A 21,109-nucleotide genomic window follows, 5' to 3' on the forward strand; every position below is an offset into this window, starting at 1 on the left:
AAAGCCCGCCGCCGCGCGGGGTCGTAGGCGGTGAGGTCGCCGGCGGGCGGCGGGCCGCCCGCCCCGGGGTGCCGGACGACCGGATGCCGGCGCGGGAAGGGGCCGTGGGCGGTTCGCCGGGGCGGGCGGGCCGTGTGCCGAAGGCGGTCACCGGGCCGGTTCCCCGGTGCGGCCGGCGAGGAAGGCCAGGGCCACGGCGGCCTCGCAGGCGATGCCCGCGGCCAGCGCGTCCTCGTCGAGGGTCATGCGGGACGAGTGCAGCGAGGCGGCCTCGTGCGGTTCGCGGTCCGGCGGGCAGGCGCCGAGGAAGGCCAGGGCGCCGGGTACGGCCCGCAGGACGTAGGAGAAGTCCTCCGCCGTCATCTGCGGGGCCGGCAGGAGGTTCGCCGCGCCGGGGCCGAGCGTGTCGGCGGTGGTGCGCAGCACGAGGTCGGTGAAGGCGGTGTCGTTGACCGTGACCGGATAGCCGGTCTCGACGGTCGCCTCCGCCGTCGCGCCGTGCGCCGCGGCCACGCCGTGGGCGACCCGGGCGATCGCCTCGTGCAGCCGCTGCCGGGTCGGCTCGGCCAGGGTCCGCAGGGTGCCCGCCAGTTCGGCGGTGTCCGGGATGACACCGGTGGCGGTGCCGGCGGTGAGCCGGGTCACGCTGAGCACGGCGCTGTCGTCGGCGGCCAGGCTGCGTGTGACCATCGTCTGCAGTGCCAGCACGATCTCGCAGGCCACCGGCACCGGGTCGCAGGCGGTGTGCGGTGCGGAGGCGTGCCCGCCGCGCCCGTGCACGACGACCCGGAAGCGGTCGGAGGCCGCCATCTGGGGCCCGGGGCGCAGCCACACCGTGCCGGCGGGCAGGTTGGGGTGCACGTGCAGGGCGAAGGCGGCGTCGGCGCGGCTGCCGGACGCCTCCAGCACCCCCTCCTCGATCATGTGGCGCGCCCCGTGCTCGCCCTCCTCGCCGGGCTGGAACATGAACACCACACGTCCGGCGAACGTCTCGCGCCGCGCGGCCAGCAGCCGGGCGGCGCCCACCAGCATCGCCATGTGGGCGTCGTGCCCGCAGGCGTGCATCACGCCGGTGGTGCGGGAGGCGAACGACAGTCCGGTGTCCTCGGTGACCGGCAGCGCGTCCATGTCGGCGCGCAGCAGGACCGTCGGCCCGTCGGCGGCCCCGGCGAGGGTGGCCGTCACGGAGGACAGGGCGCGTCCGGTGCGGATCTCCAGGCCGAGACCGTCGAGGGCGTCCAGCACCAGGCGCTGGGTGGCCGGCAGGTCGAGGCCCTGTTCGGGGCCGCGGTGCAGGGCGCGGCGCAGGGCGACCGCCTCGGCGGCCAGCCGGCGCGCCTCGCGCGGCAGGCCGGGGGCGGCGGTGGTGCCGGGCGGGGCGGCGTCCGGCGTGCCGTGAGCGGCCCGGGGCGGAGGTGTCATGGGGGCCGTATCTCCTTCCCGGGTCCGGCCTGTGCGGCGCGGCCCGCGGCGGTGGCACACGGGAGGCGGTTGCCTTCCCACCGTAGGGACCGCGGGGCCGGCCGGACAGTCCCCCGGCGGTCGCGGCGCACCGGATTCGGACAGGGCCGCGTGCCGGCGGGAGGTGCGCGGCTGCGTCGGGGCCGGCCACGAGGTCGCCCCGCACGGCTGGGTCCACGGACGCGACAGGGAGCTGGAGCACATGGAGCGGGAGTACCTGGAGTACCTGGAGTACAAGGACGTGCGGGGCCTCGCCTTCCGCGGTGCCGACGGTGAGGTGGGGCGACGACGCGCCCCGAACGACCGGCCACGGGGGTGACGCGCCCGGTCGGTTCCCATGATGCCGAGGTCCGCGCCGGCGCGCCGCGCGACGTCTGCCGGGACGCAACATCAGGCCACGGTGGGCGACTTCGACGTGGTGGGCGACTTCGACGTGGTGGGCGGCCGTCCACACCGGTCCGGCGCCGACAACCGCTTCCCGGCGGCACCTGGCCGGCGCGCGCTCACGGTGATCGCGTGCGCCTCGGCCGGGCCCTGGTCGAGCCAAAGATCTTCGAGAGTGCCGTAACCCCCTCTGTCCGGGAGGGGTTAACACGGCGCCGCAGCTGAAAACGTTCCTGCGCCGAAGCGCCTCGGTGGGGCGGGTGGGACTCGAACCCACGGCCGACGGATTATGAGTCCGCTGCTCTAACCGGCTGAGCTACCGCCCCATAGCGGCGTGTCGCGTACAAGTGTGCGCGCCGTCTGCCGCAGCATAGCCGCTCATACGATCTCCTGCTTCGGATGGTCGGCTTCCGCGCTGCTCATGACCTTGAGGACATCACCGCAGGCGCGGCGGTTCCCGCGGACATGAAAAAGGACCCCGGAGGGGTCCTCGTTCAGCGTGCTCCCCCGACTGGACTCGAACCAGTAACCTGCCGGTTAACAGCCGGCTGCTCTGCCAATTGAGCTACGGAGGACCGAAGCTCCCCCGACTGGACTCGAACCAGTAACCTGCCGGTTAACAGCCGGCTGCTCTGCCAATTGAGCTACGGAGGATCGCCTCGTTGCATCGAACGTACCTACCTGGGTATTCGCCAGGGGGCGGGCGCTCGCTGCGACACATACATTAGCGCAAGCAGGGGGGTGCTCCGCCAATCGGTACTCCCCGGCGCCAGCGCCGCACCAGAGACCTACACACGGGAAGGGTGGCAGCCATGCGCTATCGGCTCACGTTCCTCGCCGGAATGGCCGTCGGCTACGTACTCGGCACGAGGGCCGGACGGGAGCGCTACGAGCAGCTGAAGAAGTCGGCCCGGCAGATCGCACAGAACCCCGCGGTGCGGAACACCGCCGAGTCGGCCGCACAGCAGGGCCGCGTCTACGCCGGCAAGGCTTTCCACACGGTCAGCGACAAGGTCGGGGACCGGGTCCCGGAGTCCGTGGCCCAGCGGGTGCGGTCCCTGCGGGAGCGCAGCGTCGACGGAACCGCGGAGGACGACTGGGGCACGAGCGGCACCTGACGGGCACCGGAACCGCCCTCGGCCGAAGCAACCCCGGCGATACGGCAAAATTCTCCGGCATGGGGATAGTCGCCGGCTTGGACAGCTCGCCCGATTTCACGCGCATCGTCGTCTGTGACACAGACACCGGCGCCGTACTGCGCCAGGGGTACGCGCCGCACCCGGTCGAAGCGCCGGACGGCGCGCGCCCGAGCGATGTCGATCCGCAGGCCTGGCTGCTCTCCCTGGGCGAGGCCGCCGGGGGCGGTCTGCTGGAGGGCGTGCAGTCCATCGGCGTCTCCGCGCAGGCGAACGCGCTGATCCCGCTGGACGCCCAGGGCAACACCGTCCGCCCGGCCCTGGTCGGCGGCGACAAGCGGGCGCAGGTCGCGGCGGCCGACCTGGTGGACGCGCTCGGCGGCCGGGAGTCCTGGGCGCAGGCGGTCGGATGCGTGCCGCAGGCCGCCCAGCCGGTCACCAAGCTGCGCTGGCTCGCGAAGAACGAGCCGGAGAACGCCCTGCGCACGGCCGTCCTGCTGCAGGCCCACGACTGGCTCGTCTGGCAGCTGCTCGGCCGGCCCGTGCGCCGGACCACCGACCGGGGCGGCGCCTCCGGCACCGGCTACTGGTCGGCGGCCACCGGCGCCTACCGGCCCGACCTGGTCGAGCTGGCGCTCGGCCACCACGCGATGCTGCCGGAGGTGATCGGCCCGGCCGACGCGGCCGGCACCACCCCGGAGGGCCTGCTGATCTCCGCCGGCACCGGGGAGACCATGGCCGCCGCGTTCGGGCTCGGGATCGGGCGGGGCGACGCGGTCGTCTCGCTCGGCGCCTCCGGTTCCGTGATGGCCGTGCACCCCGAGGCGCTCGCCGACCAGTCCGGGATGATCACCTCCCTCGCCGACGCCACCGGCATGCACCTGCCGGTCGTCACCACCCTGAACGCCGTACGCACCCTGCGCGGCACCGCCGAGCTGCTCGGCCTGCCGGACCTGGAGAGCCTGTCCGCCCTGGCGATGAAGTCCACGCCGGGCTCGCACGGGCTGGTGCTGCTGCCGTATCTGGAGGGCGAGCGGACGCCGAACCTGCCGCACACCGCGGGCACCCTGGCCGGCCTGCGGCGCGAGTCGATGAAGCCCGAGCACCTGGCGCGGGCCGCCTTCGAGGGCATGCTGTGCGGGCTCGCGGACGCGCTGGACGTGCTGCGCGGGCGGGGCGTGGAGGTGCGGCGGATCTTCCTGCTCGGGCCGGCCGCCGAACTGCCCGCCGTGCAGGCGGCGGCCCCCTCGCTGTTCGGTGCCCAGGTTGTCGTGCCGCAGCCGGCGGACTACGCGGCGATCGGCGCGGCCCGGCAGGCGGCCTGGGCGCTCGGCGTCTCGCAGGGCACCCTCGATCCGCGCACCCCGCCGGCCTGGCAGGGCGCGGCGGCGCAGGTGCTGGAGCCGGGCGAGGAGCTGGCCGTGGGGCAGGCGGTGCGGCAGCAGTTCACGGCGGTGCGCGAGCAGACCCACCCCGGAGCGTTCTCGTCGTAGGCGGACATATCCGAACGCAACACCCCAAAGCCATAAGGGCCCAGGAGAGAACACCGGCGGATTAATCGGTTGAGGTAACGCGGGTGGAGTGTCCGACGATAGGGGCCAGGGGCAACCGAACCAGCCCCCGTCGCCGACTCCGAGAGACGTAGCGTGCTCATACGACTTCTGCGGACCTATCTCAGGCCCTACAAGAAACCCATCACCCTCCTGGTGGCGCTGCAGTTCCTGCAGACCTGCGCCACCCTCTACCTGCCCACTCTGAACGCGGACATCATCGACAACGGTGTCGTGAAGGGTGACACGGGCTACATCCTGTCCTTCGGTGCCCTGATGATCGGCATCTCGCTGGTGCAGGTCGTGTGCAACATAGGCGCCGTGTACTACGGCGCCCGGACCGCGTCCGCGCTCGGCCGGGACGTGCGCGGGGCGGTCTTCGACCGGGTGCAGTCCTTCTCCGCGCGTGAAGTGGGTCACTTCGGGGCGCCGTCGCTCATCACCCGTACGACGAACGACGTGCAGCAGGTCCAGATGCTGGCCCTGATGACGTTCACCCTGATGGTGTCGGCGCCCATCATGTGCGTGGGCGGGATCGTGCTCGCACTGGGCCTGGACGTGCCGCTGTCCGGGGTACTGGTGGCCGTCGTGCCGGTGCTCGGCGTCTCCGTGACCCTCATCGTGCGCCGGCTGCGCCCGCTGTTCCGGTCGATGCAGGTCCGGCTGGACACGGTGAACCGGGTGCTGCGCGAGCAGATCACCGGCAACCGGGTCATCCGTGCCTTCGTCCGCGACGACTACGAGCAGAGCCGGTTCGGCAGGGCCAACGGTGAGCTGACCGACATGCAGCTGGCCACCGGCCGGATGCTCGCCCTGATGTTCCCGATCGTCATGACCGTGGTGAACATCTCCTCCATAGCGGTGGTGTGGTTCGGCGCCCACCGCATCGACAGCGGCGACATGGCCATCGGCGACCTGACCGCGTTCCTCGCCTACCTGATGCAGATCGTCATGTCCGTGATGATGGCCACCTTCATGTTCATGATGGTGCCGCGCGCGGAGGTCTGCGCCGAACGGGTCCAGGAGGTCCTGGGGACCGACTCCAGCGTCGTACCGCCGGCGGCCGGGATCACCGAGCTGCGCGCGCACGGGCACCTGGAGATCCGGGGCGCGGGCTTCCGCTATCCGGGGGCCGAGGAGCCCGTGCTGAAGTCCATCGACCTGGTGGCCCGGCCGGGCGAGACGATCGCCGTCATCGGCTCCACCGGCAGCGGCAAGTCGACGCTGCTCGGGCTCGTCCCCCGGCTCTTCGACAGCACCGAGGGCGAGGTCCTGGTCGACGGCGTGGACGTCCGGCAGGTCGACCCGCGGCTGCTCGCGAAGACCGTCGGGCTCGTGCCCCAGAAGCCGTACCTGTTCGCGGGCACCGTCGCCACCAACCTGCGCTACGGCAACCCCGACGCCACCGACGAGGAACTGTGGCACGCGCTGGAGGTGGCCCAGGCCGGGGGCTTCGTGCGCAAGCTGGAGGGCGGCCTCGACGCGCCGATCGCGCAGGGCGGCACCAACGTCTCCGGCGGCCAGCGGCAGCGGCTCGCCATAGCCCGCACGCTCGTGCAGCGCCCGGAGATCTACCTCTTCGACGACTCCTTCTCGGCGCTCGACTACGCCACCGACGCCGCCCTGCGCGCCGCCCTGTCCAGGGAGACCGCCGAGGCGACCGTCGTCATCGTCGCCCAGCGGGTGGCGACGATCCGGGACGCCGACCGGATCGTCGTGCTGGACGAGGGCCGGGTGGTCGGCTCCGGCCGGCACGCCGAACTGATGGCGACCAACGAGACCTACCGGGAGATCGTTCTCTCCCAGCTGACGGAAGCGGAGGCCGCCTGATGGCCGGGCCCATGGGACGCATGATGGCGGGGGGACCCGACCAGCGCTCGATGGACTTCAAGGGCTCGGGCAGACGGCTCGTCGCCCGGTTCGGACCCGAACGGTTCACGATCTACCTGCTGCTGCTGTGCGTGGTCGTCAGCGTCGGCCTGAGCGTGGTCGGCCCGAAGATCCTCGGCAAGGCCACCGACCTGGTGTTCGCCGGCATCATCGGCCGGCGGATGCCGGCGGGCGCGACCAAGGAGCAGGTGCTCGACTCCATGCGCGAGCGCGGCCAGGGCCAGGTCGCCGACATGCTCAGGAGCACCGACTTCACCCCCGGCAAGGGCATCGACTTCCCCGCCGTCGGGAACGTCCTGCTGCTCGCCCTCGGCACGTTCCTGGTCGCCGGGCTGCTCATGGCGGTCGCGACCCGCCTGGTCAACCGGTCCGTGAACCGCACGATGTACCGGATGCGGGAGGACGTGCAGACGAAGCTGTCCCGGCTGCCGCTGTCGTACTTCGACAAGCGCCAGCGCGGCGAGGTGCTGTCCCGGGCGACGAACGACATCGACAACATCGGGCAGACCCTCCAGCAGTCGATGGGCCAGCTGATCAACTCGGTGCTGACCATCGTCGGCGTGCTCGTGATGATGTTCTGGGTCTCCTGGCTGCTGGCGCTGGTCGCGCTCGTCACCGTGCCGCTGTCGTTCGTGGTCGCCACCCGGGTCGGCAAGCGGTCCCAGCCGCACTTCGTGCAGCAGTGGCGGACCACCGGCAAGCTGAACGCCCACATCGAGGAGATGTACACCGGGCACACCCTGGTGAAGGTGTTCGGGCGGCAGGAGGAGTCGGCGCAGCAGTTCGCCGAGCAGAACGAGGCGCTGTACGAGGCCGGCTTCAGGGCGCAGTTCAACAGCGGTGTGATGCAGCCGCTGATGATGTTCGTGTCGAACCTGAACTACGTGCTGGTGGCGGTCGTCGGCGGTCTGCGGGTCGCCTCCGGCACCCTGTCCATCGGTGACGTCCAGGCGTTCATCCAGTACTCGCGCCAGTTCTCCATGCCGCTGACGCAGGTCGCGTCGATGGCGAACCTGGTGCAGTCGGGTGTCGCCTCGGCCGAGCGGGTCTTCGAACTCCTCGACGCCGAGGAGCAGGAGGCGGACCCGGCCGAGGCCGAGCGTCCGGCGGAGCTGCGCGGGCGGGTGCGCCTGGAGCACGTGTCGTTCCGGTACGACCCGGAGAAGCCGCTGATCGAGGATCTGTCGCTCACGGTGGAGCCGGGGCACACGGTGGCGATCGTCGGCCCGACGGGCGCCGGCAAGACCACGCTGGTGAACCTGCTGATGCGGTTCTACGACGTGTCCGGCGGCCGGATCACGCTGGACGGCGTGGACGTCCGGAGGATGACCCGGGACGAACTGCGGGCCGGTATCGGCATGGTGCTGCAGGACACGTGGCTGTTCGGCGGCACCATCGCGGAGAACATCGCGTACGGCGCCGCGCGCGAGGTGACCCGGGGCGAGATCGAGGAGGCGGCGCGGGCCGCGCACGCGGACCGCTTCATCCGGACGCTGCCCGACGGGTACGACACGGTGATCGACGACGAGGGCACGGGTGTCAGCGCCGGCGAGAAGCAGCTGATCACCATCGCGCGGGCGTTCCTGTCCGATCCGGTGATCCTGGTGCTGGACGAGGCGACGAGTTCCGTGGACACCCGCACCGAGGTGCTGATCCAGAAGGCGATGGCCAAGCTGGCGGCCGGCCGGACGTCGTTCGTGATCGCGCACCGGCTCTCGACGATCCGGGACGCGGACACGATCCTCGTGATGGAGAACGGGTCCATCGTCGAACAGGGCGCACACGCCGAGCTGCTGGCGTCCGACGGGGCGTACGCGCGGCTGTACAAGGCCCAGTTCGCGCAGGCCGTGGCCGAGGTCGACTAGGTCGTGTTTTAGAAATGGGCTTCGCTGCTTGCCCCGCACCGTGATGATCGCGGTGTGGGGCGAGGGGATCTTTCTGACGCGCAGTGGGCCGTGCTGGAGTCGATGCTGCCGGTCGCGATGCGGGGCAGGCCGGCGGTAGGTCGGCGGAAGCTGATCGACGGGATCCGGTGGCGGGTGAGGACCGGTGCTCCGTGGAGGGATCTGCCGTCCGAGTACGGACCGTGGCAGACGGTCTATGGGCTCTTCCGCCGCTGGCAGCGTGACGGCACCTGGCCCGAGCTGCTGACCCGGCTAGGCCCGGGCGGACGCGGCCGGGCTGGAGTCGTGGATCTGGGACGCCGAGGGCAACCTGCTCAGCCACACCGACCCGGTCGGCCACCTTACCCACCACACGGTGACACACTTTGACGTACCCGCCACGCGAACCGATGCGGACGGCGCACGCTACGCGTTCACATATGACACGGAATTGCGACTGACGGGAGTCACCAACCCGCAGGGCCGCACATGGACCTACACCTATGACGAAGCCGGCCGCCTGACGGCCGAGTCGGACTTCAACGGCCGCACGCTCACGTACACCCACGACGCGGCAGGACGGCTGGTCACCCGTACCAACGGAGCCGGGGAGAGCCTTCGTTTCACGCGGGACACGGCGGGCCGCGTGGTGGAGCAGCGCGAGGGAGCCAGCGGTGACATCACCACATACAGCTATGGCCCCGACCGCAAGTTGGCGCACGCTTCCAACCCGAGCGCCGACGTGTCGCTGAAGCGGGACCCGCTGGGCCGGATCGTGGCGGAAACCGTCAAAGGCCGGACGATCAGCTATGAGTACGACGCCCTCGGACGTCGGGTCCGGCGTACAACCCCTTCCGGGCTGGTCTCGGAGTGGACGTACGACGCGACGGGACGAGGCACCGCGCTGCGCACGGCGGACCACACCCTGACCTTCTCGTATGACACGGCGGGCCGCGAGACCGAGCGCCGACTCGGCGACGACGTCGCCCTCCTTCAGCGATGGAGCGCCGCCGGCCGACTGACCGAGCAGTCTCTGACAGTGCTCTCCGGCGCCGCCGGGGCGAACCGCCTGCTCCAGCATCGTGACTACGCATACCGGGCCGACGGCCACATCACTGAGATCCGCGAGTTGACGTCGGGCACCCGTCGCTTCGATCTCGACGCCATTGGCCGGGTCACGGGCGTGCGTGCACATGGCTGGACGGAAACCTACGCGTACGACGCGGCGGGTAATCCGGTCCGGGCGGATTCACCGGGGCTCGGTACCTCGGGTGAGCGTGAGTTCGACGGCACCCTGATCCGTCGTGCTGGTAACACCGTCTACGAGCACGACGCCCAGGGCCGCCTCGTCCGCAAGAAGCGAAGGCTGCTCAACGGCCAGCAGCGCATCTGGTCCTATACATGGAACTCGGAGGACCGGCTGACCGAGGCGGTCACCCCCGAGGGCGACCGGTGGTGCTACGCCTATGACCCGTTCGGACGCCGGGTTTCCAAGCACCGTGTCGCCGAGGACGGATCCGCGTGCGACCGGACCGACTTCTCCTGGGACGACACCCGGCTGGCGGAGCAGACCGGTCCAACCGGCATGGTCTCTACCTGGGAGTTCGCTCCGGACACCGATCGCCCTGTGGCCCAGACCGACCACGAACCGACAGCGCACGAGGGGGAACGGTCGTTTCTCGCCCGGCTGGCCGAAGAGACCACGCCCGGGCGCCGGACGCGGTTCCACGCCGTCGTTACCGACGTCGTGGGGACGCCCACCGAACTGGTCACCCCGGACGGTCACCTGGCGTGGCAGCGCCGGACCTCGGTGTGGGGTGCGCCGTTCCCCGCGCCGCCGGACGACGAGCCTTCCGTGGATTGCCCGCTGCGTTTTCCGGGCCAGTACGTGGACCCCGAAACCGGCCTCCACTACAACGTCTTCCGGTACTTCGACCCGGAGACCGGAAGCTTCGTCTCGGCCGACCCACTTGGTCTCGATCCGTACCCGAACCCCTACGCATACGGCCCGAACCCCTTCACCTGGCTCGACCCTCTCGGGCTCGCGTGCAAGAAGATCCCGACCGACGAGCTCAACTGGAACACGCGCAGCCGACCGACCTTCGGCCACACCTTCAGCGAGCACGGAGCGGGCGCGAAAAACACCAAGAGCCTTACCGACCGCGCACGCAGCACGGGCAATCAGCAGGGACAATGGCTGGACAACGACAAGGTCCTGGAGTTCCTGAAGACACATCACGACCCCAACGGCGGGGTGCGCGAAGTGGAACTGCCACCGGGGATGGGGCAGGTCATCATGCCGGACGGCGAAATAGTTGAGGCCACCTACGCGCGGCTGGTCCCCAAACCCGATGGTTCCTACAAAACAGCTTTCCCGATCGTGAAGAAGTGAGCAGCTCCGTGCAATTCCGCATGACCGTGTCTCCGCCCACGTCCAGCACTCCGGTGACACATGACGTCGACCTCGCCGAGGACTACGAATCGCTGGTCATGGATGCCTGTGAGCTCCTGGCCGACACGGACTGCCGCTTCGATGTGGCAGGGTTCGGCCAGAGTCCGTGGCCGGTGGACGTCTCCTACGACCTGTCGTCGGTCATCGAGCAACTCCCGCAGGCACGGACGGCCCTCCGTCGGAGGGACCGAGCACAGATCGACTTCTACGGACAGGGGGTCGAGCGTGTCATCACGTTCGACCCCGTCGGCGAACAGATCACCATGACCTGCACGACGCAGACCGACTGGATTCCCGACCCGGCGACGGAAACAGCTTCCCTTTCGGACGTCGAGGGCATGCTGGCGGCATTGGCCCACGACTTCCGGCGCGCACTTGACCGGGTCTGCCCGGACATCGCGGCACGGGCACCCTTCGCGCAATGGTGAACGAGCAGACGGTCCGGGGTTTGTGGAGGTATCGGCCGGAAGACTTCGTCGCAGATGGAGCACTGCGGGACGTCTGCGTCCTCGACACCACGATCGACGACTGGCGGCGCATGTTCGACGGGCTGCGCTCGGTCTCGGGGCACCATGTGCTTACCTGGACGCTCTCCGGCACGACGGAGAGCGGTGCCTTGGACGCCTCTGCGAGCACGAGGTCACCACGGCGACCAGTATCGACGACATCGCTCGCGACCTCACCATGTGGATGGCCGGCCGCGACTTCCCCGGACGGCCCACCAGACAGGTCAGCGAGTTCTAAAACACGACCTAGGCGCGGCGCACCGGGGGGGGCCGCCGCACGGCGGTGGCCCCCTCAGTCCAGGTAGCCCCTCAGCTGGTCGGCGAAGGCGTGGTCCCGGAGCTTGTTGAGGGTCTTGGACTCGATCTGCCGTATCCGCTCCCGCGTGACGCCGAAGATGCGTCCGATCTCCTCCAGGGTGCGCGGACGGCCGTCGGCCAGCCCGTACCGGAGCTGGACGACCTTGCGTTCCCGCTCGCCCAGCGTGGACAGCACCGCCTCCAGGTGCTCGCGCAGCAGCAGGAACGCCGCCGACTCGACGGGGCTCGTCGCGTCGCCGTCCTCGATGAGGTCACCGAGGGCGACGTCGTCCTCCTCGCCGACCGGCGCGTGCAGCGACACCGGCTCCTGGGCCAGGCGCAGCACCTCTCCCACCCGCTCGGGCGCCAGGTCGAGGTGGGCGGCGACCTCGTCCGCGGTCGGCTCGCAGCCGCGCTCCTGGAGCATCCGCCGCTGGACGCGGACGACGCGGTTGATCAGCTCCACCACGTGCACCGGGACCCGGATGGTGCGGGCCTGGTCGGCCAGGGCGCGGGACATGGCCTGCCGGATCCACCAGGTCGCGTACGTCGAGAACTTGTAGCCCCGGGCGTAGTCGAACTTCTCCACGGCCCGGATGAGCCCGAGGTTGCCCTCCTGCACCAGGTCGAGCATGGTGAGGCCGCGCCCGACGTACCGCTTGGCGACGGAGACGACGAGCCGCAGGTTGGCCTCGATCAGGCGGCGCTTGGCCATCCGGCCCATGACGACGAGCCGGTCCAGGTCGAGCGCCAGCTCGCTGTCCAGGTCCTCGGCGCCGCCCAGCCTCTCCTCCGCGAACAGGCCGGCCTCCACCCGGCGGGCGAGTTCGACCTCCTCGGCGGCGGTGAGCAGCGGGATACGGCCGATCTCGCGCAGGTACTGGCGGAACAGGTCGGCCGAGGGCCCCCCGGACTCGGCCCGGACGGCGGCCGGCGCCTCGGCGGGCTCGGCGGCCTCCTCGGTCTCCCGGAGCGCCGCGGCCGGTCCGGCTCCCTCGGGCTCTTCGGGCTCCTCCGGCTCCACCGGCTCCTCGGCGAGGGCCTCCGCGGGCGGTTCCGCCTGCTCCGCGGCCACCGCCTCCGGGTGCAGGGCGGGCCGGCCCTGCGGGGGCACGCCCGCGAGGACGTCCGCCTCCGCGTCCGGCTCGGCGGCGCCGGTGCCGGCGCCGGTGCGGGTGGCGCCGGTGCTGCCGTCGGTCTGGGTGAGGGTCCGGGTCTGCACGGGGGCGACCTCCAGGTGATCGCTGCCGGCGGTGTGCGGCAGCGGTGTTCGGGAGCGGAGAGTCGACGGCCTGCGCTCCGCGGACTCGGGCACCGCCCTCAGTGTGGGGTACGACACAACCCCGCCACGAGGGGCGTGCGGTGACTTTTTGCGTCCGCTCCGTGACGCGGTGGTCACCCCGGCCCGCCGGACTATGCGACCGGCACCTGCGGGCGGCGAGACCCGATCAGACGCCCCGGCCCCGTGCCCGGGTCAGCTGCTTCAGTTCGATGATGGTGGCGACGGCGTGCAGCCAGGTGGCCGCCGTGTCGTCGGTCTCGACCCCGCCCGCGAGCACGGCGCCGGCCCGCAGCCACTCCCCCACGACGTCGGCCGCCTCCCGGCGGGGCAGCGGCTCGGGCAGCTCCACGGCACGGGCGAGCCCGGCGGCGCGCACGGTGTCGGCGAGGAAGGCGACCGAGCGCGGCTCGGTGCCGAGGCGGTCGAGGACGACCGCCGCGGCGGCGGCGCCGTCGCCGAACAGGGCGGTGCGCCGGGGGCCGGGCCCGGCGGTGAGGCCGTCCCGCAGCAGGACGGTGATGTCGAGCCGGGCCAGCTCGTCGTCCGTGCGGTCCGGCGGGTACGGGGCGTCGTCGTTCATGGCGGGGCCTCGGGTGTCTCGTCTCGTCCGACCGGTCCGTTACGGCTCAGCCGACGGTGACGGTGTAGGTGATGCGCTGGGGCGCCTGGGAGGGGCCGGTCGCGCCCGCCGTCGGGGTGGCGGACGGTCCGGTCGTCGCGGGAGGCAGGGTGGAGGTGTTGCCCTGGCAGGTGCTGAACGTGCAGTGCAGCAGCGTGAACCGGGTGGTCCCCCGGCCCCTGGCCTCGAAGGTGAAGGTGAGCCGGCCGCCGGCCCCGTCCACCTTCTCGTCGCCGGAGTCCGACGTGTACTCCTGGCCGCGGCTGACCAGCACCGAGCTGTCGGGCCGGGGGCCGACCAGGTACCAGTACTCGCGGGTGGAGGCGTTCTGCCCGACGGTGAGCGTGAAGCGTTCGCCCGGCGCCGCGGTGATGCTGGTGTCCTTCACCGGACGGCTCGTGGTGCCCGTGGGGTGGGTGGCGGTGGCGGTGGACGTGGGGCGGGTGGCGGTGGCGGTGGACGTGGGGTGGGTGGCGGTGGACGTGGAGCCGCCGGCCGGCTCGCCGGTGCCCGGGCCGCAGCCGGTGGCGAGAGCGAGGAGAGCGGCTGCCGCGATCGCGGCAGCGCCCCTGCTACCGGGGGAGAAAGACGCTGTACGCATCGGGGAGATCATTACTGGAAGCCTTGCCCATGTGGCCGTTGATGAAGTCGTCCTCGCTGACCCAGGTGGTCGAGCCCCAGGGGTTGTACACCTGGAGCCTGTCCCCTTCCTGGGCGATGATGGTCATCGCGTGGGCGCCCTTGCCCTTGACGTCGACCGGGACCGGTCGTCCCTGCGCCACCGCGTTCTCGACGTCGGTGAGGACCGCCCTGCGGTCGGCGGCGCTGTCCAGGTCACGGCGGTCGTAGTCGGTGCCGGTGGCACTGCCGACGGTGGTGTCGTTGATCCGTTCCTGCCCCTCCGGGCCCATGCCGCCCCAGTTCTTGCCGCCGTCGCCCTCGGTGTGCAGCCGGTGCTGTTCGGCCACCAGGCGCTGCCGGAAGGCTTCGGGGTCGTCCTGCTGCCCGTCGGGTCCGCCGGTGAGGCCGAGCGCGTACAGCGGGTCGACCAGGGCGCGGGAGGTGACGGTGGAGGAGGCCACGCAGGTGCCCTCGGACCCGTCGCCGCCCTGGATCCAGCGCTGCCCGTCGAACGTGACGTCTTCCTTGTTGACGTTGGAGCCGTCCGGCCCCACGCCCTCGTCCTTCAGGCTGTCCGCGCCGGTGACCACCGGGGACAGGTGCCGGCGCAGCCAGGCGGGGTCCTTGCCGTGGATCTTGTCCCGGAACTGCCCGATCTCGGTGACGCTGTGGCCGGCGGCCAGGGCCTTCATCAGGTAGGCCCGCTCCTGCGGGGTGTCCGACGCCGCCAGCATGCGCTCCATGGCCATCTCGTCGTCGAGGCTCAGCAGGTCCATCCGGGCCGACGCGCGCGTCAGGTCACCGGCCGTGAGGATCTCGTTCAGCTCGGTGTCGGCGCCCGCGACGCCGGTGTCGGCGAGCATCAGCTTGTCGACGGCGGTGAGTTCGCTGGTCTCCAGCTTCCCGGCCCGTGCCTCCGCGGCCCACTTGTTCAGGTCCCGGGCCGCGACGCGGGTGGCTTCCTGCGCGTCGGAGACGGCGTCGTGCATGAGGTCCACCGCCGAGGAGCCCAAGTGGGCGGCGTTCTTGCGGTCCCACTCCTCCTCGTCGTTCTCGTGCAGGTCGTCGAAGAAGCCGTCCTTGCCGCCGAGCATCTTCTTCTGCTCCAGCAGCTGTCCGCGGCCCTGCTCGTCCTTGCGCTGCGCGTCACCGATGGCGTCGGCCAGCGTCAGCAGCACCGTCGCGCACCCCTGGAACGCTTCGCTCATCTGGTTCGCGGACCGCCCGGCGGCGCTGACCACCTCGGAGGCGAGGACGCTCGTGTCGCCGACCCAGACCTGCGGAAGGCCCTTGCGGGCCACCCGGTCGACCTGGTCGAAGACGCTGCCGACCTGGTCGACCTGGCCGCGGTAGAGGCGCGCCAGGCCCTCCAGCACGCCCTGGTCGCCGCCCGGTGCGGGCACCGAGAGGGCGTCGTCGATCAGGTCGAGGACCTCGTTCTTGCTGCCGGCGCCGAGCAGCTTCTTGGACAGCCCGGCGAGCCAGGCGAGGCGGAGGGACGGGGAGTCGAGGGGAGAGGGGAAGAACGACACCGGCCCGCCCTCAGTAGCCCGACAGGGCGGAGGTACGCCCGTCCTGCGCCGGTGTGCCGGTGCGGCTGCTCGTGCCGCCGGCGGGGACGCTGTCGGCGTGCGCCTTCACCCGGCCGTCGGTGGCGTGGTAGGTCTTCTCGGCCAACTGCACCTTGCCGCCCAGCTCGTGCAACGCCGAGGCCAGGGTCTTGGCCTCCGCCTCCCACGCCTTGACGAACGCGTTCAGCGCCGACGCGGCGTCCTCGCCGCCGGCGTCGTCGTAGGAGTAGCTCGTGCGGGACCTGACGGCCGAGCTGACGCCGTCCATGTCCCCGCCGGCGTCGTCGAGTTGCCGGGCCGGGCCGGACATACCCGCCTTGACCTGGTAGCCGTCCGAGCCCACCGCGCCTCCCCCGTACACATCCGATCGTGATCGCGGGCAGGCTAACACGCAGCGTGTGCAGGGAGGATGACCCGTCGTCCGCCGCACACAGCTCCTCCACACGACCCGCCCCGGGGGGCGTCAGAGCGCCTCCGCGCCCCGTTCGCGCAGGGTCTGGTCGTACTGCTGGAGGACCCACAGCTCGTTCTGCACGGCGGCCAGCCGGGCGGGGTCGCCGCCCGCGGCCAGGCGGGTCAGCTGGGACTGGATGTCGCGGATACGGCGCTCCACGGCCCGCCGGCGGATCTGCACCAGGACCGTGCCGGCGTACGTCTCGTCCACCGTGCGGCGCAGGATCGGCTCGACGGCCAGCTCGGTGACCATCGCGCGGACCGTGTCGTCGGGTGCGGCCTCGCGCACCCGCACCAGGTACTCCTGCGGGTCGGACAGGCCGTACTCGGCGCCGCCCGCCTCCGCGACGGCCTGCCGCACGGCGGCGTAGGGCGGGGCGGTGAACTCGTCCACGCCGTAGGCGTCGAAGGCCGGGGAGACCAGTTCGGGACGCTGGAGGGCGAGCTTGAGCAGTTCGCGTTCGGCGGCGAAGACCGGGTTGCGCAGGGTCAGCGCCGGGCCGCCGGCCGCCGGGCGGGGCGCCTCGGCCCACTGCCGGCTGTCCGGGCGGGGCCGGCCCTGCTGCGGGTCGCCCTTGCCGCCGCGGTCCCGGGCCCAGCGGGCCAGCTGGGCGACCCGCCGGACCACGAACTGGGTGTCGAGGATGCCGAGCATGCCGGCCAGTTCGACGGCGACCTCGTGCTGGGCGCCGCTGTTCTTGATCCGGGCGACGATCGGGGCGGCCTCGTCCAGGGCCGCGGCGCGGCCCGCCGGGGTGTCCAGGTCGTAGCGGAGCACGATCTGGCGCAGCGCGAACTCGAACAGGGGCGTGCGGGGTTCGGCCAGGTCGGCGACCGCCTCGTCCCCCTTGGCCAGCCGCAGGTCGCACGGGTCCATGCCGTCGGGGGCGATCGCGATGTACGTCTCGGCGGCGAACTTCTGGTCGTCCTCGAAGGCGCGCAGGGCGGCCTTCTGGCCGGCCGCGTCACCGTCGAAGGTGAAGATCACGCGGGCCGAGCCGTTGTCCATGAGCAGGCGGCGCAGGATCTTGATGTGGTCGCCGCCGAAGGCCGTGCCGCAGGTCGCGATGGCCGTGGTCACGCCGGCGAGGTGGCAGGCCATGACGTCGGTGTAGCCCTCGACCACGACGGCCCGGCTGGACTTCGCGATCTCCTTCTTCGCCAGGTCGATGCCGTACAGCACCTGGCTCTTCTTGTAGATCGCCGTCTCGGGGGTGTTCAGGTACTTGGGGCCGTTGTCCGACTCGTACAGCTTGCGGGCGCCGAAGCCGACGACCTCGCCGCCGATGTCCCGGATCGGCCACATCAGACGGCCCCGGAAGCGGTCGATGGGCCCCCGGCGGCCCTCCTGGGAGAGACCGGAGAGCAGCAGCTCCTTGTCGGTGAAGCCCTTGCCCCGCAGGTAGCGGGTGAGGTGGTCCCAGCCCTGGGGGCTGTAGCCGACGCCGAAGTGGACGGCGGCGGCCTGGTCGAAGCCGCGCTCGGCGAGGAAGACGCGGCCGGCCTCGGCCTCGGCGCCGGTGGCGAGCTGCTCCGCGTACCACTGCGCGGCGATCTTGTGTGCCTCGACCAGGCGGATGCGCTCGCCGCGCTGGTGGGAGGGGTTGTACCCGCCCTCCTCGTAGCGCAGCGTGATGCCGGCCTGGGCGGCGAGGCGCTCGACCGCCTCCGAGAAGGACAGGTGGTCCACCTTCATGACGAAGGTGATGGTGTCGCCGCCCTCCTGGCAGCCGAAGCAGTGGAAGAGTCCCTTGCTGGGGCTGACCTGGAAGGACGGCGATTTCTCGTCGTGGAACGGGCACAGGCCCTTGAGGTTGCCGCCGCCCGCGCTGCGCAGCTGGAGGTACTCGGAGACCACGGCGTCGATCGGGACCGCGTCCCGTACCGCCTTCACGTCCTCGTCGTTGATCCGTCCTGCCACGGGTGAATTCTACGGGGCCGCCGGGGCGGTGACGGTGCCCGCGGGCGTCAGGACAGCAGGCTGTCCAGTGGTACGTGGGGGTCGGAGAGCGCCTCGACGTTCACCTGGGCCCGGGAGCGGATGAGGTTCTGGATCCGTTCTGTGACATCCCACACGTTCACGTTCATCCCGGCCAGCACGCGTCCCTCCTTCACCCAGAAGGCGATGAACTCCCGCTTGCCCGCGTCGCCCCGGATCACCACCTCGTCGTACGACCCCGGCGGCGCCCACCCGCTGTACTCCATGCCCAGGTCGTACTGGTCGGTGAAGAAGTAGGGCACGCGGTCGTGGACGACGTCCTTGCCCAGCATCGAGCGCGCCGCGGCGGGGCCGCCGTTCAGCGCGTTCGCCCAGTGCTCGACCCGCAGCCGGGCGCCGGTCAGGGTGAGCGGGAAGGAGGCGACGTCACCGGCGGCGTAGATGTCGGGGTCGGAGGTGCGCAGCCGTTCGTCGACGACGATGCCGCCGCCGTCCGCCCGGTCGGCGATCTCCAGTCCGGCCGCCTCGGCGAGCCCGGTGCGGGGTGCCGCTCCGATGGCCGCGAGGACGTCGTGCGCCGGGTGCTCCTCGCCGTCGTCGGTGCGGGCCGCGAGGACCATGCCGTCCTGGCCGACGATCTCGGTGAGCCGCGCGCCGAAGTGGAAGCGGACGCCGTGCTCGCGGTGCAGCTGGGCGAAGACGTTGCCCAGCTCGGGGCCGAGGACGCCGTGCAGCGGGGTCGGCTCCGGTTCGATCACCGTGACCTCGGCGCCGTACTCGCGGGCCGCCGCCGCGACCTCCAGGCCGATCCAGCCGGCGCCGGCGATCACGAGGTGCCCGTTGTCCCGGCCGAGGTGCTGCAGGACGCCCTTGAGGCGCTCGGCGTGCGCGAGCCGGCGCAGATGGTGGACGCCGGCCAGACCGGTGCCGGGGATGTCGAGGCGGCGTGGTTCGGCGCCGGTGACGAGGAGGAGCTTGTCGTAGCGCACGAGGGTGCCGTCGTCGCCGTAGCGGACCGTGCGGGCCGCGCGGTCGACGCGGTCGACGGTCTGGCCGAGGTGCAGCTCGATGTCGTTGCGCGCGTACCAGGCGGGCTCGTGCACGAAGACGCTGTCGCGCTCCTCCTTGCCGAGCAGGAAGCCCTTGGACAGCGGGGGGCGCTCGTAGGGGTGGTCGCGTTCGTCGCAGATCAGTATCACCCGGCCGGTGAAGCCCTCCGCCCGCAGCGTCTCGGCCGCCTTGGCGCCGGCGAGTCCGCCTCCGACGATGACGAATGTCTGATCCGCGTCGACCACTTGATGCCTCCTCGTAAGGGTGTCGCCATGCGAGCGTCCCGCACCGGGCGGGCTGCGGGAAGAGGGAGTGACCCGATCAGGCCACCACCGGTCACGTACCTCTCACATATGCCCGGTCAGTCTCGCGTGCAGCGAGCGCGCGGAGGCGTCGGTGAGGGAGGCGATGTGGTCCACGATCACCCGCTTGCGCGCGTGGTCGTCGGGGGCCCGGTCGAACAGCGGCCGGAACTGGGGGTCAAGTCCGTCGGGCGCGCGGACGGTCAGCGCCTCGGCCAGTTCCGCGACGATCACCCGCTGGTCGGCGCGCAGCAGCTCCTGCTCGGCGCGCTGCATCACGTACCGGTCGGCGACCGCCTTGAGGACCGCGCACTCCAGGCGGGCCTCGCGGGGGACGACGAGTTCGGCGTCGTAGCGGGTGAGGGGGCCGGTGCCGAACGCGGCGCGGGTGGCGCTCTCGGCGGCCAGGCAGAAGCGGCCGATGAGCTGGCTGGTGGCGTCCTTCAGCCGGGCCTGGGCGACCGCCGTGCCGTCGTAGCCGTGCGGCCACCACTCCTGGTCCTGGAGGCGGTCGAGGGCGGCGGCCAGCTCCGCCGGATCGGTGCCGGCCGGGACGTAGCGGCCGATGGCGACCTCGAAGACCGCCTGCCGCTCGGGTTCGGCGTGCAGGCAGTTGGGGTCGATGTGGCCGGCGTGCAGGCCGTCCTCGACGTCGTGGACGGAGTAGGCGACGTCGTCGGCCCAGTCCATCACCTGTGCCTCGAAGCAGGTGCGGGTGCCGGGGGCCGACGCGCGGACCCAGTCGAAGACCGGGCGGTCGTCCTCGTACACCCCGAACTTGTGGGACGCGGGGTCGGTCGGGTGGGCGCCGCGCGGCCAGGGGTACTTGGTGGCCGCGTCGAGGGTGGCGCGGGTGAGGTTGAGGCCGACGGAGCCGTCCTCGGTGAAGCGCTTGGGTTCGATGCGGGTGAGCAGGCGCAGGGACTGGGCGTTGCCCTCGAAGCCGCCGCAGTCGTCGGCGAACTCGTTCAGCGCGGTCTCGCCGTTGTGGCCGAAGGGCGGGTGGCCGAGGTCGTGGGCGAGGCAGGCCGCCTCCACCAGGTCCGGGTCGCAGCCGAGGGCGGCGCCCAGCTCCCGGCCGACCTGGGCGCACTCCAGGGAGTGGGTGAGCCGGGTGCGGGGGCTGGCGTCCCAGGCGTGGCTCCGGGTGCCCGGGGTGACGACCTGGGTCTTGCCGGCGAGGCGGCGCAGGGCCGCGGAGTGCAGGATGCGGGCGCGGTCGCGCTGGAAGGCGGTACGGCCCGGGCGTTTGTCCGGCTCGGGGGCCCAGCGTTCGACTGACGTCGGGTCGTACGGTGCGGAGTGTGCGGTGCCTTCCATGATTCGACACTACGTGCCGGCGGTGACATTGGAGGAACGCCGGGGTACCTGACCAGCCGCACCCTTGTCTCAGGCGGCTGACGTCCACGGCGTCGTGAGGCTCTCGTCGTAGCGGTGCAGCACCAGGCGGGCCATCGCCTCGTGGGCTCCGAGGGGAGCGGAGGCGATCCAGGACCCGGCCACCGCGCAGCGTGCGGCGAAGCGGCCCGGTGCGGTGAGGTACGACGCGATCGCCACCCGGTGCCGGCCGCGTGCCGTCAGGGCGCCAACCGCCGTGGGGACGTCCGGGGCCGCCGCCGAGGCGTAGGCGGGGACCACGGGGACGCCCAGGCGGCCGGCCAGGAGGCGGGCGGTGCGGCGGGCGTCGTCGGCCGCGCCGGGGTGGCGGGAGCC

The 21,109-nt window shown here is 71.8% G+C and carries 18 protein-coding genes and 3 tRNA genes; 8 read left to right on the forward strand and 13 right to left on the reverse strand.

All coding sequences use genetic code 11. From position 1 onward, the window contains the following. Positions 1-147 precede the first annotated feature (147 nt). The gene (locus tag GT045_RS24320; RefSeq protein WP_161335440.1) at positions 148-1,422 is read right to left on the reverse strand and encodes a M20 family metallopeptidase; all 1,275 of its coding nucleotides are present in this window, start codon (positions 1,420-1,422) and stop codon (positions 148-150) included. 163 nt (positions 1,423-1,585) lie between these two features. On the opposite strand from GT045_RS24320, the gene GT045_RS24325 reads away from it, so the two are divergent. After that, positions 1,586-1,780, forward strand: a complete 195-nt coding sequence (locus GT045_RS24325; RefSeq protein ID WP_161335441.1) for a hypothetical protein — start codon at positions 1,586-1,588, stop codon at positions 1,778-1,780. A gap of 317 nt (positions 1,781-2,097) precedes the next feature. Here GT045_RS24325 and GT045_RS24330 read toward each other — a convergent pair. The 3 genes from GT045_RS24330 to GT045_RS24340 form a co-directional block, all read right to left on the reverse strand. Continuing rightward, positions 2,098-2,171, reverse strand: a tRNA-Ile gene (locus tag GT045_RS24330). 176 nt (positions 2,172-2,347) lie between these two features. Then, positions 2,348-2,420 (reverse strand) — tRNA-Asn (locus tag GT045_RS24335). A 6-nt stretch (positions 2,421-2,426) separates the two neighbouring features. After that, positions 2,427-2,499, reverse strand: a tRNA-Asn gene (locus GT045_RS24340). A gap of 158 nt (positions 2,500-2,657) precedes the next feature. Between GT045_RS24340 and GT045_RS24345 the strand changes: the two genes are divergently transcribed. The 7 genes from GT045_RS24345 (at position 2,658) to GT045_RS24370 (ending at position 11,184) form a co-directional block, all read left to right on the forward strand. Next, on the forward strand, positions 2,658-2,963 hold the full coding sequence (locus GT045_RS24345; RefSeq protein ID WP_161290672.1) for a YtxH domain-containing protein: 306 nt from the start codon (positions 2,658-2,660) through the stop codon (positions 2,961-2,963). A 59-nt stretch (positions 2,964-3,022) separates the two neighbouring features. Further along, positions 3,023-4,474, forward strand: a complete 1,452-nt coding sequence (locus GT045_RS24350) for an FGGY family carbohydrate kinase (protein WP_161290670.1) — start codon at positions 3,023-3,025, stop codon at positions 4,472-4,474. Between the two features lie 153 nt (positions 4,475-4,627). After that, positions 4,628-6,361 (forward strand): ABC transporter ATP-binding protein, encoded by a 1,734-nt coding sequence (locus GT045_RS24355; protein WP_161335442.1) that lies wholly within the window; start codon positions 4,628-4,630, stop codon positions 6,359-6,361. Next, a complete protein-coding gene (locus GT045_RS24360) occupies positions 6,361-8,286 on the forward strand; it encodes an ABC transporter ATP-binding protein (RefSeq protein WP_161290666.1) in 1,926 nt (641 codons plus the stop codon). The genes GT045_RS24355 and GT045_RS24360 overlap by 1 nt, the downstream gene beginning before the upstream one ends. A 117-nt stretch (positions 8,287-8,403) precedes the next feature. After that, on the forward strand, positions 8,404-8,694 hold the full coding sequence (locus GT045_RS39065; protein WP_237538841.1) for a transposase: 291 nt from the start codon (positions 8,404-8,406) through the stop codon (positions 8,692-8,694). After that, positions 8,681-10,696, forward strand: coding sequence for an RHS repeat-associated core domain-containing protein (locus GT045_RS24365; protein ID WP_345942737.1), 2,016 nt, complete (start codon positions 8,681-8,683; stop codon positions 10,694-10,696). Before GT045_RS39065 ends, GT045_RS24365 begins: the two co-directional genes overlap by 14 nt. Further along, positions 10,693-11,184 carry a hypothetical protein gene (locus GT045_RS24370; protein WP_161335443.1) on the forward strand — a complete coding sequence of 164 codons (492 nt, stop codon included), beginning with the start codon at positions 10,693-10,695 and terminating at the stop codon, positions 11,182-11,184. The genes GT045_RS24365 and GT045_RS24370 overlap by 4 nt, the downstream gene beginning before the upstream one ends. A gap of 370 nt (positions 11,185-11,554) precedes the next feature. Here the strand turns inward: GT045_RS24370 and GT045_RS24375 are convergent, their stop codons facing one another. From GT045_RS24375 to GT045_RS24415, 9 genes are all read right to left on the reverse strand, one after another. Next, positions 11,555-12,874 carry an RNA polymerase sigma factor gene (locus GT045_RS24375; protein WP_345942738.1) on the reverse strand — a complete coding sequence of 440 codons (1,320 nt, stop codon included), beginning with the start codon at positions 12,872-12,874 and terminating at the stop codon, positions 11,555-11,557. A gap of 133 nt (positions 12,875-13,007) precedes the next feature. Then, positions 13,008-13,421 carry a hypothetical protein gene (locus tag GT045_RS24380; RefSeq protein WP_161335444.1) on the reverse strand — a complete coding sequence of 138 codons (414 nt, stop codon included), beginning with the start codon at positions 13,419-13,421 and terminating at the stop codon, positions 13,008-13,010. Between the two features lie 46 nt (positions 13,422-13,467). Further along, entirely contained in the window at positions 13,468-14,061 is a 594-nt protein-coding gene (locus GT045_RS24385; RefSeq protein ID WP_161335445.1) for a protease inhibitor I42 family protein, read from the reverse strand. Then, positions 14,033-15,613, reverse strand: coding sequence for a peptidoglycan-binding protein (locus tag GT045_RS24390; RefSeq protein WP_161286885.1), 1,581 nt, complete (start codon positions 15,611-15,613; stop codon positions 14,033-14,035). Before GT045_RS24390 ends, GT045_RS24385 begins: the two co-directional genes overlap by 29 nt. A gap of 10 nt (positions 15,614-15,623) precedes the next feature. After that, the gene (locus tag GT045_RS24395; protein WP_161286886.1) at positions 15,624-15,995 is read right to left on the reverse strand and encodes a hypothetical protein; all 372 of its coding nucleotides are present in this window, start codon (positions 15,993-15,995) and stop codon (positions 15,624-15,626) included. Positions 15,996-16,115: 120 nt separating this feature from the next. Further along, positions 16,116-18,026: a DNA primase gene (gene dnaG, locus GT045_RS24400; protein ID WP_161335446.1), complete on the reverse strand. Its 1,911-nt coding sequence runs from the start codon at positions 18,024-18,026 to the stop codon at positions 16,116-16,118. A 47-nt stretch (positions 18,027-18,073) separates the two neighbouring features. Next, entirely contained in the window at positions 18,074-19,339 is a 1,266-nt protein-coding gene (locus GT045_RS24405) for an FAD-dependent oxidoreductase (RefSeq protein ID WP_161293641.1), read from the reverse strand. Between the two features lie 102 nt (positions 19,340-19,441). Beyond that, the gene (locus tag GT045_RS24410; protein ID WP_161293643.1) at positions 19,442-20,716 is read right to left on the reverse strand and encodes a deoxyguanosinetriphosphate triphosphohydrolase; all 1,275 of its coding nucleotides are present in this window, start codon (positions 20,714-20,716) and stop codon (positions 19,442-19,444) included. Positions 20,717-20,785: 69 nt separating this feature from the next. Beyond that, the coding region (locus tag GT045_RS24415; protein ID WP_272926889.1) for a CbiX/SirB N-terminal domain-containing protein at positions 20,786-21,109 on the reverse strand (324 nt) is incomplete at its 5' end.

The sequence above is a fragment of the Streptomyces sp. SID486 genome, assembly GCF_009865385.1.
Classification (GTDB): domain Bacteria; phylum Actinomycetota; class Actinomycetes; order Streptomycetales; family Streptomycetaceae; genus Streptomyces.